At 54.8% G+C, this 16394-nt stretch carries 10 protein-coding genes; 7 read left to right on the top strand and 3 right to left on the bottom strand.

All coding sequences use genetic code 11. The features are described 5' to 3' along the window. The first annotated feature begins 706 nt into the window (after positions 1-706). The 5 genes from IAE55_RS12955 to IAE55_RS12935 all read left to right on the top strand — a co-directional run bounded on the left by IAE55_RS12955 (position 707) and on the right by IAE55_RS12935 (position 8827). Entirely contained in the window at positions 707-1606 is a 900-nt protein-coding gene (locus tag IAE55_RS12955; RefSeq protein ID WP_200632713.1) for a carbohydrate ABC transporter permease, read from the top strand. A gap of 15 nt (positions 1607-1621) precedes the next feature. Further along, positions 1622-2497: a carbohydrate ABC transporter permease gene (locus tag IAE55_RS12950; RefSeq protein WP_145164193.1), complete on the top strand. Its 876-nt coding sequence runs from the start codon at positions 1622-1624 to the stop codon at positions 2495-2497. A gap of 115 nt (positions 2498-2612) precedes the next feature. Continuing rightward, positions 2613-3965: an ABC transporter substrate-binding protein gene (locus tag IAE55_RS12945; protein ID WP_145164195.1), complete on the top strand. Its 1353-nt coding sequence runs from the start codon at positions 2613-2615 to the stop codon at positions 3963-3965. A 156-nt stretch (positions 3966-4121) separates the two neighbouring features. Further along, positions 4122-7379, top strand: a complete 3258-nt coding sequence (locus IAE55_RS12940) for a carbohydrate-binding protein (RefSeq protein WP_200632712.1) — start codon at positions 4122-4124, stop codon at positions 7377-7379. 290 nt (positions 7380-7669) lie between these two features. Next, entirely contained in the window at positions 7670-8827 is a 1158-nt protein-coding gene (locus tag IAE55_RS12935) for an epoxide hydrolase family protein (RefSeq protein WP_200632711.1), read from the top strand. 128 nt (positions 8828-8955) lie between these two features. Here IAE55_RS12935 and msrA read toward each other — a convergent pair whose 3' ends face one another. After that, entirely contained in the window at positions 8956-9930 is a 975-nt protein-coding gene (gene msrA / locus IAE55_RS12930) for a peptide-methionine (S)-S-oxide reductase MsrA (protein ID WP_200632710.1), read from the bottom strand. Between the two features lie 156 nt (positions 9931-10086). Between msrA and IAE55_RS12925 the strand changes: the two genes are divergently transcribed. Next, positions 10087-10758, top strand: a complete 672-nt coding sequence (locus tag IAE55_RS12925) for a YitT family protein (protein ID WP_234489507.1) — start codon at positions 10087-10089, stop codon at positions 10756-10758. Positions 10759-10814: 56 nt separating this feature from the next. Here IAE55_RS12925 and IAE55_RS12920 read toward each other — a convergent pair whose 3' ends face one another. Beyond that, on the bottom strand, positions 10815-12116 hold the full coding sequence (locus IAE55_RS12920; RefSeq protein ID WP_145164203.1) for an MFS transporter: 1302 nt from the start codon (positions 12114-12116) through the stop codon (positions 10815-10817). 539 nt (positions 12117-12655) lie between these two features. Between IAE55_RS12920 and IAE55_RS12915 the strand changes: the two genes are divergently transcribed. Next, positions 12656-13099: a LytR/AlgR family response regulator transcription factor gene (locus IAE55_RS12915; RefSeq protein ID WP_200632708.1), complete on the top strand. Its 444-nt coding sequence runs from the start codon at positions 12656-12658 to the stop codon at positions 13097-13099. Positions 13100-13175: 76 nt separating this feature from the next. Here the strand turns inward: IAE55_RS12915 and IAE55_RS12910 are convergent, their stop codons facing one another. After that, positions 13176-16340 carry a hybrid sensor histidine kinase/response regulator gene (locus IAE55_RS12910; protein ID WP_234489506.1) on the bottom strand — a complete coding sequence of 1055 codons (3165 nt, stop codon included), beginning with the start codon at positions 16338-16340 and terminating at the stop codon, positions 13176-13178. Between the last annotated feature and the right edge of the window lie 54 nt (positions 16341-16394).

The raw sequence follows: 16394 nt of genomic DNA, 5'->3' as shown, positions 1-16394 counted from the left end.
AAACCAGAGGTTTGAAGCCCTGTTTTAGCAGCAAATTTCGACAGTGAATATGAGTCCGGCAGGCGCGGCGCACCGCGAACAAAACGAAAGCCCTTGCGCATAAGCGCAAGAGCAGCATTGTCTTTTACATAGCATGATATATCATGTATTTTCTACCGCAGCCTCCTCCTCTCCGGACTAGAGTGAAAAAACAGATCCGGTATCCACGCTTGTTCGCTGCACGCAATAAAAGACATGAGCTCGCCCCTCTGCCCAGATTTGTCGGCTGTACCCCAGTTTTGTCGGTTATATCCCATTGCGGCACGATCCCGTATCCGATTCACACGGCTGCCATGACGAACGCCGAACCGCTTTATTCAGCCTCTTCCCCATTCGCCTCATATGATATGTGCATCCAATCGATAAATAATATAACAACAGTTATAAAAAACTTAATTTAGTATATTGACACTATACTGTTATGTCATTATATTGAGAAATGTAAGCGGTTTATTTACGTGACTTTGCCTAAAGAAGCAGATGAAATTGAAGAAAGGAGAAAAAACAGGGGGCCGGAGTGCAGTCAGGACGGACCGATCCACGGATCGCCTGCATTCCGAATGCAGTTGGTTACACCGTACTTTACTTTTACGCACAGGGCCGGGACATAACGGCGGGTACACGCACCGTTCCTGTCCGGATGCTGAATGAGGGAGGTATATGAAAAATGACGGTAAGCAAAAAGAAGCTTCGCGGCTGGGCCAAAGGCTATCTGTTTATTCTGCCTTCCATTATTGGCTTCAGCGTGTTTGTCGCCTATCCGCTGTTGTCGTCCATTTATTACGCCTTAACGGAATGGAGCGGCTACGATAAGCCCCGTTTTGTCGGCTTCGACAACTTTAAATACATGTTCACGGAGGACCCGGCCTTCTGGCCTTCGGTCCGGGCGACGCTGTATTTTGTCATCATGAGCGTTCCTTTATCGCTGATTCTGGGCCTTTTGCTGGCCATGCTGCTGAATAAAAGCCTGCCCGGCATCAAATGGTTCCGCACGATTTATTACCTGCCGACCGTCGTGCCGTCCATCGCGACACTCACGCTGTGGCTGTTTATCTATCAGCCCCAGTACGGACTCGCCAACTCGCTGCTTAGGCTACTCGGACTGCCCGAAGGCACCTGGCTGACGAGCGAAACGACCGCGCTTCCCTCCATCGTGCTGATCGGCCTATGGCAGGTCGGATCCGGCGTCATTATTTTCTTGAGCGGTCTGCAGTCTGTTCCCCAGGAGCTGTACGAGGCGGCCGAAGTCGACGGAGCCGTCCGCTGGCGGATGACCCTGCACATTACGATTCCCATGATTACTCCTATCCTGTTCCTTCAGCTTATACTCGGCATCATCGGCGCCTTCCAGGCATTCAACCAGGTACAGGTTCTGACCGGCGGCGGCCCGAACTTCTCCACATCCCTGCTCAACTTCAAAATTTACAACGACGCCTTTAACGGCCGCATGTTCGGCTATTCGATCGCGGAGGTCTGGGTGCTGTTCGTCATCATCATGATCTTCACCGCGCTGACTTACCGGTACTCGAACCGGTTCGTGTATTACGAAAGCGACAATTCGAAATAAGGAGGTTCCCTGCTGATGGTGATGCAAACGGAAGTACGGACAACAACACGCAAACCCAGACGGAAATTCAGCATCCTGGACACCATCCGGTTTATTATCCTGACCATCGGTGCCATCGCCATGCTGTTTCCGCTGCTGTGGATGGTGACCATTGCCCTGAAGGGCAACAATGACGTGTTTAAAATCCCGCCCGAGTGGTTTCCCCGGGAGCTTCACTGGTCCAACTTCGTAACCGGAACACGGGAGATCAACTTCTGGCAGACGTTCGGCAACTCGATGTTCATCGCGGTGGTGTGCACGATTGGCCAGGTCGCCAGCTCGGTGCTGGTCGGCTACGGGCTTGCCCGATTAAGCTTTCCCGGCCGGAAGCTGTGGTTCTCGCTGTTTGTGGGCAGCCTGATGCTGCCGGGCTTTGTCGGCATGATCCCGCTCTTTAACCTCTACACGAGCCTGGGCTGGTATGACACCTGGCTGCCGATCATCGTGCCTGCTTTTTTCGGGAACGCGACATTTTCATTCCTGTACGTCCAGTATTTGAAGACAATCTCCGTTTCCTTTGACGAGGCGGCCAAAATCGACGGCGCTTCCGACTTCTACATTCTGATGAAAGTGCTCGTACCCATGACAACGCCGGTCATCATGACGATGGTCATCTTCTCCTTCCAGGGAGCATGGAACCAGTATCTCGAGCCGCTGATTTATATTATCGACCCGAGCAAATGGACGCTGTCCCTGGCGATGGCTTCCTACAAAGGTACCTATGCGACCGCCTGGAACCTGTTCATGGCCGCGGATCTCATCTACATTCTGCCGATGCTGCTCATCTTTTTCTTCGGCCAGAAGTTCTTCATGCAGGGGCTTGGCTCCGTCAATTCCGCTTCATTAAAATAAATCAGCCGCCCCGGGCGGTTAGGAGGTGGTGCCTGCCGGCGGTGGGATCAAGGGAATGATATATCAGGTACAGGTGTTAAATGTATTCGAAATGAGATATCAGGGAGGTCTTTCTATGACAAAGGGTGCAAAAAAGTGGTTTAGCGGCATGCTCACGTTACTCCTGTTCTCCAGCCTGCTCGCCGCGTGCGGCGGTGGCGGGTCATCCGATTCCGCCGGTTCGGCGGGCACGTCCGATTCGGGTGGTACGTCCGGTTCGGAATCGTCCGGCAAGAAGGTCGAAGTAACGATGATCACCTGGGAATCGAAAGAAATGAACGATAAAATTATGGCGGCCATGAAGCAGTTTGAGCAGGAAAACCCCGACATTACGGTGAAACTCATCCCTACCCCACTCGACAATTACGGCGTCAAGGTCAACGGGATGCTGACCGCCAAGAAGGCTCCGGACATTTTTATGACAGGCAACGATATGCTGCTGGACAACGCATCCAAGGGACTGCTGTACGACTGGACGTCCCAGGCGGAGCAGGACAAGGAATTCATGGACGGTTTCTACAAAGGCGTCGTGGACAGCTGGCATTATGACGGCAAGCTCGTCGGTCTGCCCGGCCTGCTGAATACGTATGGCATTTTCTATAATAAAAAAGCGTTCCAGGACGCCGGTCTGACCGAGCCGAAAATCGGCTGGACTTATAACGATCTGTTCACAGCTATGGAGAAGCTGTCCAGCAAGCAGGGCGGTGTGCAGCAGTTCGGCTATTACGCTCCGCTTGATCCGTTCTATCTGTCGCTCTATTCGGTCTCCTCGGGCGCCGCTCCGTTCGCCGACTCCATCCTCAATCCGACCAAAGTGGAGATCAGCGACAAGTTCGTGGAAGGCGTGGAGAAATACAAAACCGCTATTGCAAACGGTTACATGAATCCGCCGACCTTTGATTTGACCAACGTCATGAGCTCCTTTAAGCAGGGCAAGGTGCCGATGACGCTTCAAGGCCAGTGGGTTGCGGACGATTTGATCCGTACGGCGCCGAAGGATCTGCAGTGGGGCTTCGTGCCGATGCCGGTCGTGAACACCCAATCCGAGATTTACGACGCGGTGGGCTGGTGCAGCCCGACAACGGTCAAAAATCCGGAAGCCGTCTGGAAAGTGCTGAAATTCCTGGATTCCAAAATGTACGAAGAAGTGCTTCCGCAAACGCCGGTCGCTCCTGCAGCGTACCAGGCATCCTCTTCCGCTTACTTTGAAGCGCTGAAGACGGCGGGCCATGCCGATGTCGGCGAAGGCATCGACCACATTTTGAAATCGCCTGATACGCAGCCGGTCCGCTTCCTCTCGTCCTGGGCAGGCAAAGCGAATCCGTTCATCGAAGCTTCCTGGAAGAATGTCCTGATGGGCAAAGCGCCGATCAGCGAGCTGAACACGATGGCGGATAAGATCAACAAGGTCATTTCGGAAGCCAAGTAACAAGTCGCGGGATTAACGGTCCCCTCTGCACTTCAGGCGTGTATATTCCTGCAAAACTCCTGCCTTTTATTAATCCGGACGCCGGATGCAGGCGGGGACCGTTCATATAATCCATCGTTACAGCGTTCCACAACCACCATAAAGGAGGAGACTTTAATGACTAAGAGCAATCGCCGCATGAACCGGCTGTTGAGCGTGCCGCTGGCGGCCGCCCTCACCCTCGGCTCCGTCACCGTCTGGGGACCGGGCACAACCTATGCGTTCAGCGCCGAGGACGGCGACACGGCCATCGAAGCGTTTAACGCCAAGTTCTGGGATCCGGCGGCCAATATGTTCTGGAGCAGCACCGATCACAAGGATCACCAGGGGTTCTGGGTGGAAGCCGAGCTGTGGGAATTGGTGATGGACTCGTATCTCCATACGTCAGATCCCGAGCTGAAGGCGCAGCTGCGCAAGCAGATCGACGACGTGTATACCGGCACGGTAGCCAAATACGGCAGCAACTGGACGAACAACCCCTTCAACGACGACATTATGTGGTGGGCGATGGGCAGTGCGCGGGCGTACCAAATTACCGGTGACCAGAAGTATTTGGACGCGGCAAAGTACCATTTTGACTGGGTATTCAATACGCAGTGGGACGAAGACTTTGCCGGCGGCGGCATCTGGTGGTTGAACAGCGAGCATAACACCAAAAATGCCTGCATCAACTTCCCGGCGGCCGAGGCGGCGGTCTATCTGTACAACGTCACCAAGGATCAGCATTATCTGGATGCCGCGAAGCAAATTTTCAAATGGGGCAAAACGATGCTGACCGACGGCAACGGCAAAGTGTTCGACCGGATCGAAAAGGAAAAAGGGCCGATCCCGGACGCGACGCACTACAACCAGGGTACATACATCGGGGCGGCGGTAGGCTTGTATCGCATTACCGGAGACACCTCCTATCTGGACGAAGCGGTCAAGGCGGCGGCTTTTACCAAAGACCATTTGGTCGATAACGGGGGCGTGCTGAACTTCGAAGGACCGAACGGTGACCTGAAGGGCGGCAAAACGATCCTGCTCCGCAACCTGTCCTTCCTGCAGAAGGCGCTGGACGAGCGGACCGAAAGCAAATACAAGGACTTCGGCGCACAGTTTGACGCCTGGGTCTCCTTCAATGCCGAGCTCGCCTGGACGCACCGGAACGCCGACAATATCGTCGATGGCAACTGGGCGGGACAGCTGCTCTCCGGCACTTACGAGTCCTGGTCGTCCGCTGCAGCGGTGGAAGCGCTGAATGCGCTGAAGCCTCAGGATGCCGAGATTCATTATCCGGAAAAGGACCCGTACAGCAAACTCGAAGCCGAGCGTTACAACATCGGTCAAGGCTTCATCCTGGAGGGTGCGCTGGAAGGAACGCTGCAGCTGGGCGGCATCGAGGCGGGTGACTTTGCGGCCTATAAAAACGTGAACTTCGGCACATCCGGCGCCAAAGGATTGATCGCGAGAGCGGCCAGCGGAACCGGCGGCGGGAACATCGAAGTCCACCTGGATTCGCTTGACGGGCCAAAAGTCGGAACGCTGAACGTCGAAGGTACCGGCGGGTGGAACAACTACATCGATGCCGTCACCGTGCTCAAGGATGACCAGGGCAATCCGGTTACCATTACCGGCACGCATGACGTCTATCTCGTTTTCACCAAAACGAAAGACCAATACCTGTTCAACCTGAACTGGTTTAAATTCACCACCGGCGACCCGACCCGCACCGATGCTTATGCCAAGCTCAAGGGCGTTAATTATGACAGCAGCGAGGGCCTGAGCAAAGCGCAGGGCGGTTTCCTCGACGCGATCCACAACAACGCCTATGCCTCTTATAATGGCATCGACTTCGGCTCCGGCGCCGCCGGCATAACGGCACATGTCGCCAGCGGCAATCAGGGCGGATCGATCGAGGTGAAGCTGGATTCCCTGAACGGCCCTACCGCAGGCGTAGTGGAGATTCCGGCCCTCGGCGGCTGGGATAAATGGGTGGACATCATGGCGAACCTTGATGATAAACTCGCGGTTGGCGTGCATGACGTGTACCTCATTTTCCACGGAAAAGACGGCAGCGACTTCCCATGCAACCTGGACTGGTTCACCTTTACGACGATGAAGGGCACGGCGAGAGATGCTTACGCCAAGCTGGAAGCTGAAAACCGGACGAACGGCGTCGGTTTCGGCACGGAAAGCGGCGGCGGCCAGACCTATCTGGCCGGCATTTTCGGCCCGAACAACGGGTACGCCATGTACAACTACGTTGACTTTGGCGACACGAGCCCGACAAAGTTCCATGTCAATGCGGCCAGCGATACGAGCGGAGGCACGGTCGAGGTGCGCATCGACAGCCTGAACGGTCCGGTCATCGCCAGCAACAAGGTCACCGGAACGGGCGGCTGGCAGAACTTCAAAGTGTTCTCGACCGATGTGACGACACCGGTGACCGGTAAACATATCGTGTTCCTGCTCTTTAAAGGCTCGGACTATCTGTACAATCTCGACAAATTCACCTTTGGCGATCCGTCCGTCTTTACGAAACCGAACCCGCCGACGGAACCGGTGGAAGATCACGTGCCGCCGGGCGACGTGGAGAACGTGCTCGTCAGCCGCGGTGACGGCCAGCTGACCCTGACCTGGGACGGCCCGTACGATTTGGACGCGGACAAAGTACGGGTCACTGTGACGAGCGGCGGCCAGCAAGTGGGTGACGTTCTCGAAGTGAAGCGCGGCATTCAAAAAGCCGTCATCCCTGGCATCGAGGACGGCAAGGACTACAGCATCCTGCTCAAGGCTGTGGACAAATCAGGCAACGTGTCCAAAGGCGTTACGGTGGACAGCAAGATTGAGCCCGCCTTCGCCCTGACGGTGAACGGTAATGCCGTGAAGGACGGCGATACGCTGGACGACAGCGCGGTGCTGTCCTTCCAGGCCGGCGGCGGCCTTGCCGCAGGCGGATCGGCCGTGCTGACGCTGGCCGGCAAGGAATACAAGGTCGATGCGCAGCAGGCTGGCGTTGACGTGGCCCTGGCCGGCAAGCTGGGCGACCAGACGGTCACCGTCGACGTGTACGGCGGCTCGGGTGAGCCGTCCCGGACGACGCTGCAGCTGCATGTGACGACCGGCCCGGCCTCCATCCAGCAGCTGATCGACCGCTACAGCGCCGCCGGCGACCTGGGCGGCGGGCTCGTGCCGCAGCTGACCAATGCGCTGAAGCAGGCGCAGCATCAATGGGACGGCGGCAAGCCGGACCAGGCCGTGAAGCACCTGCAGGACTTCCTGAAGCATCTGGACAACAAGGGCCAGAGCGGCAACGTCAAGGATGACGCCAAAGCTGTGCTGACCGCGGATGTAAACGCGGTGATTGCGCAGTGGCAGGGCGCGGGAAAGTGATTTGCGCATAGGTTGTGGATAGTGGTAAACGAGGGGCTGTCTTTCACGGAATCATCCGTGAGGGGCTGCCCCTTTGTGATTTCGGCGAGAGAACGAAGTGGAAATAGCTGCAATCATGCAGCAATTTTTGCGGGAGCACTAGAGGTAACCACTTCGAAATTACGAATGTCCGTGCCAGTATTTTTGTGATCCAGCCCGCTTCATTTTTGTTGACAAATCAACAATGTAGATGCTATATTCCTCGTGCAACGTTGATTTATCAACTATATGAAGGGAAGGAGCTTATTTTTATGAATAGGATGGACAGCACCACAATACTGCCGTTTCGCATCGAAATTGCGCAAAGTGCACTCGACGACCTGCAGGACCGTCTCGCCCGTATCCGTTGGCCTGATGAGCTGCCGGATGCCGGCTGGGATTACGGCGTGCCGCTCGGCTATCTCAAGGAACTGGCGGAGTACTGGCTCAATTCATACGATTGGCGCAAGCACGAAAAGCGGTTAAACGGGCTGCCACAGTTTACTGCAACCATCGACGTGGCCAACGTTCATTTCCTGCATATCCGTTCCCCAGAGAAAGATGCGCTGCCGCTGATCCTTACTCACGGTTGGCCGGGTTCGATCGTCGAGTTCCTCGATCTCATCGGGCCTCTCTCTGATCCGCGTTCTCACGGTGGTGATCCGGCTGACGCTTTCCATCTGGTCATTCCCTCGATCCCAGGCTTCGGGTTCTCGGGCCCTACCTTGGATAAGGGATGGAATATGCGCCGGGTTGCCCGGGCTTGGGCGGAGCTGATGAGTCGCCTCGGGTACGGCTGTTATGGCACCCAAGGCGGCGATTGGGGCGCAGGCATTTCCCGGTTGTTGGCCGAATATGACAGTGAGCATGTGTGCGGCGTCCATGTGAATTATTTGCATACCGTTCCAGCGGAGGACTTCGATCCGAGTGAACTGTCTAAAGAGGACCGTGAAAGGCTCGAACGCGCACAACGTTACCGGTCCGCTCCGGCAGGGTATGCGAGGCTCCAATCCACCAGGCCCCAAACTTTGTCCTATGCGCTCACGGACTCTCCGGTCGGGCAGCTGGCATGGATCGCCGAGAAGTTTTACGAATGGACCGATCCTGCCTGCAGGGTGGACGCCGACCGGCTGCTAACGAATGTGATGCTCTATTGGCTTACGGGAACCGCCGGATCATCAGCCCGATTGTATTACGAAAGTTCGAAATCGAAGGGGCCCCTTCGGTGTCCCGTACCATTGGGCGTGTCCGTGCTGCCTTACGACTTGGCATTGCCGGTATATTCTCTTGCGCAGCGCCAACATCCCATCGTCCATTGGACCGAGTTTGAACACGGCGGACATTTCGCCGCCATGGAGGTTCCGGATCTGTTTTTTGAGGATATACGAACCTTTTTTAGAAGATTCCGCACAGAACTTCAACCGTCTTAACCCAGCCGGTGGCTTTACACTTTAACGAACCATGCCCTTAGGCCGTCCTTGAAGTTTGGACTTTAACGAACTATATCCCAGGCCATCCCCAAAGGATGGCTTAAGGTTGCTCCCCCTACTCTCTCACCTCACACTCCCTCAAACAGCTCCGTATACTTCCCGTACCCCTCGCGCTCCAGCTCCTCCCGCGGCACAAAGCGCAGTGCCGCTGAGTTGACCTGGTAATGCTGCCCGGCAGGCGGCGGGCCGTCGTGAAACAGGTGCCCCAGGTACGAACCGGACAAGCGGCCGTAGAGAGCGGTGCGCGCTTTGCCGCTGCGCAGGTCGGCCTTTCGGCGGAGGAAGCCTTCGTGGATCGGCCGGCTGAATGCCGGAAGGCCGGTCCCCGCATCGAACTGATCCCGCGAGCAGAACAGCGGATCGTCGTTCACGACGTCCACGTAGATCCCTTCGCGCTCGTTATTCCAGTACGCATTCTCATACGGCGGCTCATCCGCGCCGTGCTGCGTGACCTCATACTGAAGGCGGGTCAGCCTTTTGCGCAGCTCGGCATCATCCTGCTTTCTGCGCCAATACTTTTCGGCAAACGTTCCCCGCCCCGACCCTTCATGGTAGAGGTTGTAGTCGTAGCGGTGCGTTTTATAGTAGTCCTGGTGCTCATCCTCAGCCAGATAGAACGGCCCTGCGGGCAAAATTTCGGTGACGATGTTCCCCTTAAACCGCCCGCTTGCAGCAAGCTCCCGCTTGGAAGCCTCCGCTTTGGCCCGCTGCTCCCCGCTATGTACAAAAATGGCCGTCCGGTAAGAGTTCCCCCGGTCCATAAACTGCCCGCCCGCATCAGTCGGATCGATCAGCTGCCAATAGATGTCCAGCAGACGCTCATACGGAAACACAATGGGGTCAAAAGCGATCTGAACCGCTTCGTAGTGCCCGGTCGTTTCCGTCCCAACTTCTTCATAAGTCGGATGCTCCGTATGGCCCCCGGTATAACCGGACACGATCGAATGGATCCCCGGCAGCTCGTCAAAGGGCTGCACCATGCACCAGAAGCACCCGCCCGCAAACGTGGCAAGTTCCCACCCCTGATGTTTCTCCTGCTCCATGCCTTCCTCCCCTTTCTTTTAAAAGTAAACATACCACAGTTCCGCATACCTTGCCCGCCCGGCATGAATTGGCATCCTTGTCCGCAGACAAGCATACATTTTAGTAAGGCTTGACCAGCTTATGACCACCAAACTATTCTCCAAAGGATGATCGGGTTGAAAATACAGTTAATTCCCGGCCGTTACCGGCACCACCGGCACCTGTTTTACCGCCGCCTCGGCAGGAAAGTCTCCCTCATTACAGCGGGAGCGGTGCTTCAAGGCTTTGCGATGGCGGTTTTTTTATTCCCGCACAGCATCCCTTCCGGGGGAGGTGCCGGTATTGCCGTGCTGCTGAACCACGGGTTCGGCCTGCCCATGAGCCTCGGCTTCTGGGTTGCCAATTTCGCCTTTCTCATTTTTACCGCCCATCATTTGGGCATATTCAGTGCCATTGGCACCATTTACGTGATCACGGCCACGTCCGTATCGGTCAATTTTTTTGAGGTATATGTTGGGCCGCCGCTGCTGAATGTGTGGCTCGATCTCCTGATCGGCTCCCTTATTCTCGGTACAGGCGTCGCTATGCTGATGAGGCAGCGGGTATCCAACGGAGGCATCGGCTATACCGCTTTGGTGATATATAAGTATAAAAAAATAAAACCCGGCACATCCCTTTTCTGGATGAACGGGGTTATCTTTATTCTGGCGGCATATGTCGTCAACTGGAGAATCATCCTTTTTGCCATCGGATGCCAAATGATCTCCACACGGGTCATCAACTACATCCTCGGCCGTAAGCCGCAGCGGAGATGGACGGCCGGGTTCGCCTGGCGCAGCAAAAAATAGCAGCTTGCTCCTGCCTTCTACCGAGACCACAGGATCCACTCAATAAAAAAGCCGGATCAAGATCCGGCTTTTTGGCGTCCGCCGAACGGCCGAATGAGGCCCGCCGGCTTGTTGCGGTAAGCTTTGGCGCGTTTGCCTCCGGACGGCTTGCCTTCCCCGGAATCGACCCGGATCAGGAAAAGGGCAAGAAGCCCGATCACAAACGTCAGTCCGGCAATGGACAGAAACATGCCCGGCCGCGACCATCCCATCATCCACCCGAACAGCGGCGGACCGACGGCCACCCCGAAGAACCGTACCGACCCGTACAGCGAAGTCACAAACCCCCGTCTTTCCTTGCCGACCGCTCTCGTGATGAAGCTGTTGATACACGGCAGGATCAGTCCCGTTCCTAAACTGCTGACGGCCAGCACCGAGATAAACAGGGTCAAGTGCCCGATAAACGCCAGCAGGACGTAAGCAATCGTCATCAGGGTAAATCCGATCACGATGAGCCGTTTCATCAGCTTTTTGTTTTCCCCGATTTGGCTGCCCGTCACATAGGATGTCGTGCACATGACAAGCAGAGGAATGGCCAGCACCAGCCCTTTGCCTGCCCCCATGATGTTGTGTTCCTTTTCCAGCATGTCGGACAGGTAGAAAAGGATCCCGAACAGCGCAAACAAACAGGTCGCGCCGGCCAAGTATGCGGGGATCAGCCATCGGCCCTCATGCTTGAACACACTGCCAAGGCCGTGAATGTATTTCTTGAACGGCATCGGCTCTTTCTCTTTCTTCTTCTCTTTGATCAGGAGCCATGTGAGCGTGATCGAAATAATCACGACCGCCGGGAAGGTGAAAAACACGCTGTACCATACGATCAGTGCCACCAGCGATCCCAGAATCGGCGAAATGACCTTGCCGAAACCGTTGGATGCCTCGACCAGGCCGAGCACTTTGCTCTCCTGGGATCCCTTGAACAAATCACCCGTGAGCGCCATGGCAATCGGGGCAGTCCCCGCCGCACCTATGCCTTGAAGCGTCCGGCCCACCATAATCCAGAGGAACGGCTTGGGAAACAGAGCTGCCGCAAATCCGGCCAGCAGCCCGCCGATGCCGTACAGAATCAGCGCTGGTACAATGACGACTTTTCGGGAATAGCGATCGGATAAATACCCCAGAATCGGTATAAAAAAAGCAGCTACCAAAGAGAACACGGTGATGGTCAGGCTCGTTTGAAACGATGAAATATGCAGCTTGGACTCCATTTGGGGCAGGATTGGAATCAGCATGGAATTGCCAAACGTCATGATAAAGGGAACCGAGCCAATGGCCGCGATCGTTTTCCCTGATGGACGTTCCTGCTGTTCTTCAGCCATCGCAGGATTGCTCCTTTCTTAGGAAAGTACAACCTTTTCTGCTTAGATTGTCCCTGGAAACGTCAAGTTATGCTCTATCCTGTTGCTTGGAGATTATTCAGAACGTATTCAGAGCCGTGTGGTCTAATGGAGGTATCGCTTTAAACGGAGGCATAAGTATTGTTATCAATTCATGGATTTGCTTGGTGGTGAAGGAATGTTATCGAAAATACAGCAAGAAGCATTAAAACAAGCCTGGAAGCATGGAGGTAAGCTCGTTCGTTGGAATGACGGAGGCTTTTGGACATATGAGGGCGTACTGCCAAAGGCAAGAAGTGGCTCAACAAGGCTGCCTGATGTCGAATGGTGCTGTACGACAAATACGATTTTTGCGCTGGTCCGCCGCGGGTACATGGCCATGGATGATTGGCATACGTGTTCGGTCGTACAAGAAGAAACGTATGAGCAACCGGGTAAACATGGAGTGTTAGAATAGTTTCAGAATACATAAGTATACCGCATCCGAGAAAACACGGGTCTGTTAGGGGAGAGAAAGCCGCTTGAAGGTAATTATCGTCGATGATGAGCATCTGGCATTATTAAAAATGGAAAAACTGCTTCAGACACAGACCGCTGTTCATGTTCCGTGTAATGTGAGCGGATCCTATATGAATCCGCACGATGCGCTGGCGGCATGCCGGATCGAGGTACCCGATGTGGCCTTTTTGGATATCGAATTGCCGGAGATGTCCGGCATGGAACTGGCTGAGCAGCTGCTCGCGATTCATCCGCAAATGCACATCGTTTTTGTGACTGCCTTCCAACAGTTTGCAGTTCACGCATTTCAGGTGAATGCCCTCGATTATTTATTGAAGCCCGTTCAACCCGCGAGATTGGCTGTCACGCTGAAACGAATCGCACAGTGCTTGAGCCTGAAGGCTGCGGGTTCCGGAACGATCCTGGTACCCCTGGAACAAAACTTGTTGGCAAGCCAAACCAAATAAGCCAGGGAATGAAACGCTGAATACGATGAACAAAAGCACAAAGCAGCCTGCTGAACAGGCTGCTTTGTGCTTTATTCTATGCTTTGAGGGGGCTCGAATTCCCGCTGGTCCCTGGAGCCTGGCTCGGAATCACGAAGGACATCACCGTCCCCTGCCCCAACTGGCTCTCGATCTGAAGTCCTCGGCCGTACCGCTGCAGAAGCCTCCGGTTCGTATTCTTCAGTCCAATGCCACCGGATGACGGTTCGCTCGTGGAATGCGGTTGAAGCAGATTCTGTACTTCCTCTGAAGTCATGCCCTTTCCGTTATCCCTGACTTCAAATCGCGTGCCATCCTCTTCCCGGCGGATGATAATCTGCACGGTTCCGCCTTGAATCCGGCTCAGCAGCCCATGCTTAACTGCATTCTCGACCAGCGGCTGCACCGTGAGCGGCGGTATAAACAGCGATAATTGCGGATCGATATCCCAAATGACCGCCAGCCGCGGCCCGAAACGCGCCTTCTCGATGTATAAATATGCCCGGACAAGCTCGAGTTCATGGGAGAGCGGCACCGCTTCCTCCGAGTTAATAAAATCGATGCTGATCCGCAGATAGGAAGTAAAGGCATCCGCCAGCACCCGCATTTGATCCAGGTCGATATCGCTTAAAGCCATAATCGAATTGATCGTATTAAACAGAAAATGAGGCTGAATCTGCGCCTGCAGATATGCCGCTTCAAGCCGGAGGCGCTCTTTTGCCGATTTTTTAAGCGTCGCCAAGGAACGTACCCGGTATTTCAGCTCAAGCGCATCCACCGGTTTCGCCACATAATCGTTGGCGCCGGCCATAAATCCGGCATAAATATCCTCCGGCCGGCTTCTTGCGGTCAGCAGCAGAATCGGCAGCTCGAAGCTGTTGTACCGTTCGCGGACGATTCGCGTCAGCTCATAACCCGACGTATGAGGCATCATGACATCCGAAATGAGCAGGTCCCATGTCGAGGACGAGAGCTGCTGCAGCGCTTCCTTCGCCGATAAAGCGGTTTGAATCTCATACGGCTCCTCCGCAAAAATGCCTGCGAGCACCCTCAGGTTTACCGGATCGTCCTCGACGACTAAAATTTTGATTCCAGCGGATATCGATTCGTCCAGCGATCCACCGGCATGGCCAGTATAAACCGTCTCCATGGAGACTGCCGCTTCTGTGATGTTCAGGGGATTCGATGGGGCATCCTCCAGATCCAGCTCCGGCTCGGTAAGGCCTCCTGCGGAATTCTCATTCTCTAGATCCGCCTGCAGCCCACTCTCAGCCTTAGGAAGCGTGAAGCTGAATACCGCTCCTTGTCCAGGGGCCGATTCGGCGGTCAATCTCCCCCCGTGCAGCTCGACCAGCTGCTTGCAGATGCTGAGGCCAAGCCCGATCCCCCCATGATCGTCTTCATCCTCAGCCTGCTCATAGGGAAGAAAAATCCGTTCCAATGCGCTCTGTTCCAGCCCTCGGCCCGAATCGGCCACATGAATGACAACCGCCTCTTCCTTGGCTTCGGCCGAAATTTCGATGACGCCTTCATCGGTAAATTTGATTGCGTTGTGCAGCAGGTTGAACACAATTTGGGTCAGCCTTTGTTCATCCGCATCAACCGGAGGAAGCTTGTCCGGTATCGACAGGATCACTTGAACGGGTTTCCCTTCCGTCATATGAGCCAGCATGCTGACCACGCCGGACACGACCGATTCAACCTGCAGGGCTTCCCGTCGGAGCACAATCCGCTGATCCTTCAGCATAACAGCGTCAAGGAGGTCATTCAGCAGCTGTGACATCCGGCGGCTGATGGTGACGAGCAGCTCCATATTTTGCTGGCTTGCTTCCGACATGGAGCGTCCCTCGCGTGAAAGGACCGATTGCGCAATGTTGATGATTCCGTGCAGAGGTGTCCGCAGCTCATGGGAAGTGTTCGCCAAAAATTGATCCTTCCGTTCGTCCGCCCGGCGAAGCTCGGCGTTCAGCCTGGCATTTTCCGCCGCATTCCGGAAATATCGCTTAAACCAGTACACCGAGAAGCCGACAACCCCAGCCACGATATCGACCGGATAATAAATCGGGGTGAAATTCCAGTCGAAATTGACAAATCCCCATACGATATTGGAGATGACGCTTGTTGCCGCCAGCAGAATGATAAAGGCATCCTTCCGCTTTTGATACACCATCTTGCCGATGAGCCCAAAGAACCAGATGCTCGGAATCAGGTAAAACCAACCGAAGACATGATGGGTCCTTGTGATATGAACCAGATTGGCGGGGGCTGCAAGTATAAAGATCCAGTACAGCGCAGAGGCGACCAAATACGTAAGGAATACTGGCCCGCGCCGGACTTGCCCGGTAAAACCCCTGCCCATCAGCAGCATACAGAACGGAACGCCCAAATACGACAAAATCCGAATTTTCAGCATCCAGGTGTAATTCAGGGGGAACCAGCTCATCAGCACATACTCGTGATCCGAGACTACCGTCAATCCCGCGAAAACGAGCAGGAACACAAAAGCAAGCAGCAGCTTCTCCCGCGGGTTGATCAAGAACATAATACCGGCGTACAGGGCATGAAGAAGCAGGATCGTAAACACGACCACCTGAAATACAATCGAATACCACCACTCAAAATCAATCGCCGCCTGCGTCCCGAACCGCATGGACTCGATGATGCCCCCGCTCGTGGGATCATGATAATTCGCCGATTGTACGAAAATATCAATCACGTTCTGCTCGTTCGGAGCAGCGTTCTTGGAGAAAGACTGGATGACCGGAATATACTCTTTAGCACTCGCCGCTGGTTTGCCGGCCTCGCCGACGATGTTCCCGTTGACGATCACAACGGATGAAGCTTTAATTTCTTTAATCCATAACTTATAACGCTCGTCCGGCTGCTCATCGACAAGAATCCGGAGCCTGTAGGTCCCGTACCCGAACGACGAACTGCCTTTGTCCTGCCAAGCCGGGCTCCAATCTCCGGGAACATGGATCATACGCCTATCCTGATCAGCTTCGTCTGCCTGGCGGCTGTCCGAGATCAACTGATCCGGATAAAACTCCCAATCCCCGTCCAACAGGAGGGAATGCCTGTCTTCCATAGGATGCCCGCGCAGATCAAGAGTGCCCTGCACAACCTTGGGCTGCTCATCCGTACCAAACATATCCCACCAGAACCATCTTGCCCCCAGCATGAGGGCTAAATATGTAATGAATATGATGATTTTCTTAACCAAATTCTCCTGAGCCTCGCTTCACTTGAAGTCGTCCATTTTCATAGTAACGGAAAC

The sequence above is a fragment of the Paenibacillus sp. S28 genome (assembly GCF_016624415.1).
Classification (GTDB): domain Bacteria; phylum Bacillota; class Bacilli; order Paenibacillales; family Paenibacillaceae; genus Paenibacillus_AQ; species Paenibacillus_AQ favisporus.
The sequence above is the reverse complement of the archived record's forward strand: the minus strand, read 5'-3'. Positions and strand labels throughout refer to the sequence as shown.

Excerpts from the sequence above, each read along its gene's own strand:
- IAE55_RS12955 (WP_200632713.1), top strand. The coding sequence starts at position 707 with ATGACGGTAAGCAAAAAGAAGCTTCGCGGCTGGGCCAAAGGCTATCTG.
- IAE55_RS12950 (WP_145164193.1), top strand. The coding sequence starts at position 1,622 with ATGGTGATGCAAACGGAAGTACGGACAACAACACGCAAACCCAGACGG.
- IAE55_RS12945 (WP_145164195.1), top strand. The coding sequence starts at position 2,613 with ATGACAAAGGGTGCAAAAAAGTGGTTTAGCGGCATGCTCACGTTACTC.
- IAE55_RS12940 (WP_200632712.1), top strand. The coding sequence starts at position 4,122 with ATGACTAAGAGCAATCGCCGCATGAACCGGCTGTTGAGCGTGCCGCTG.
- IAE55_RS12935 (WP_200632711.1), top strand. The coding sequence starts at position 7,670 with ATGAATAGGATGGACAGCACCACAATACTGCCGTTTCGCATCGAAATT.
- msrA (WP_200632710.1), bottom strand. The coding sequence starts at position 9,930 with ATGGAGCAGGAGAAACATCAGGGGTGGGAACTTGCCACGTTTGCGGGC.
- IAE55_RS12920 (WP_145164203.1), bottom strand. The coding sequence starts at position 12,116 with ATGGCTGAAGAACAGCAGGAACGTCCATCAGGGAAAACGATCGCGGCC.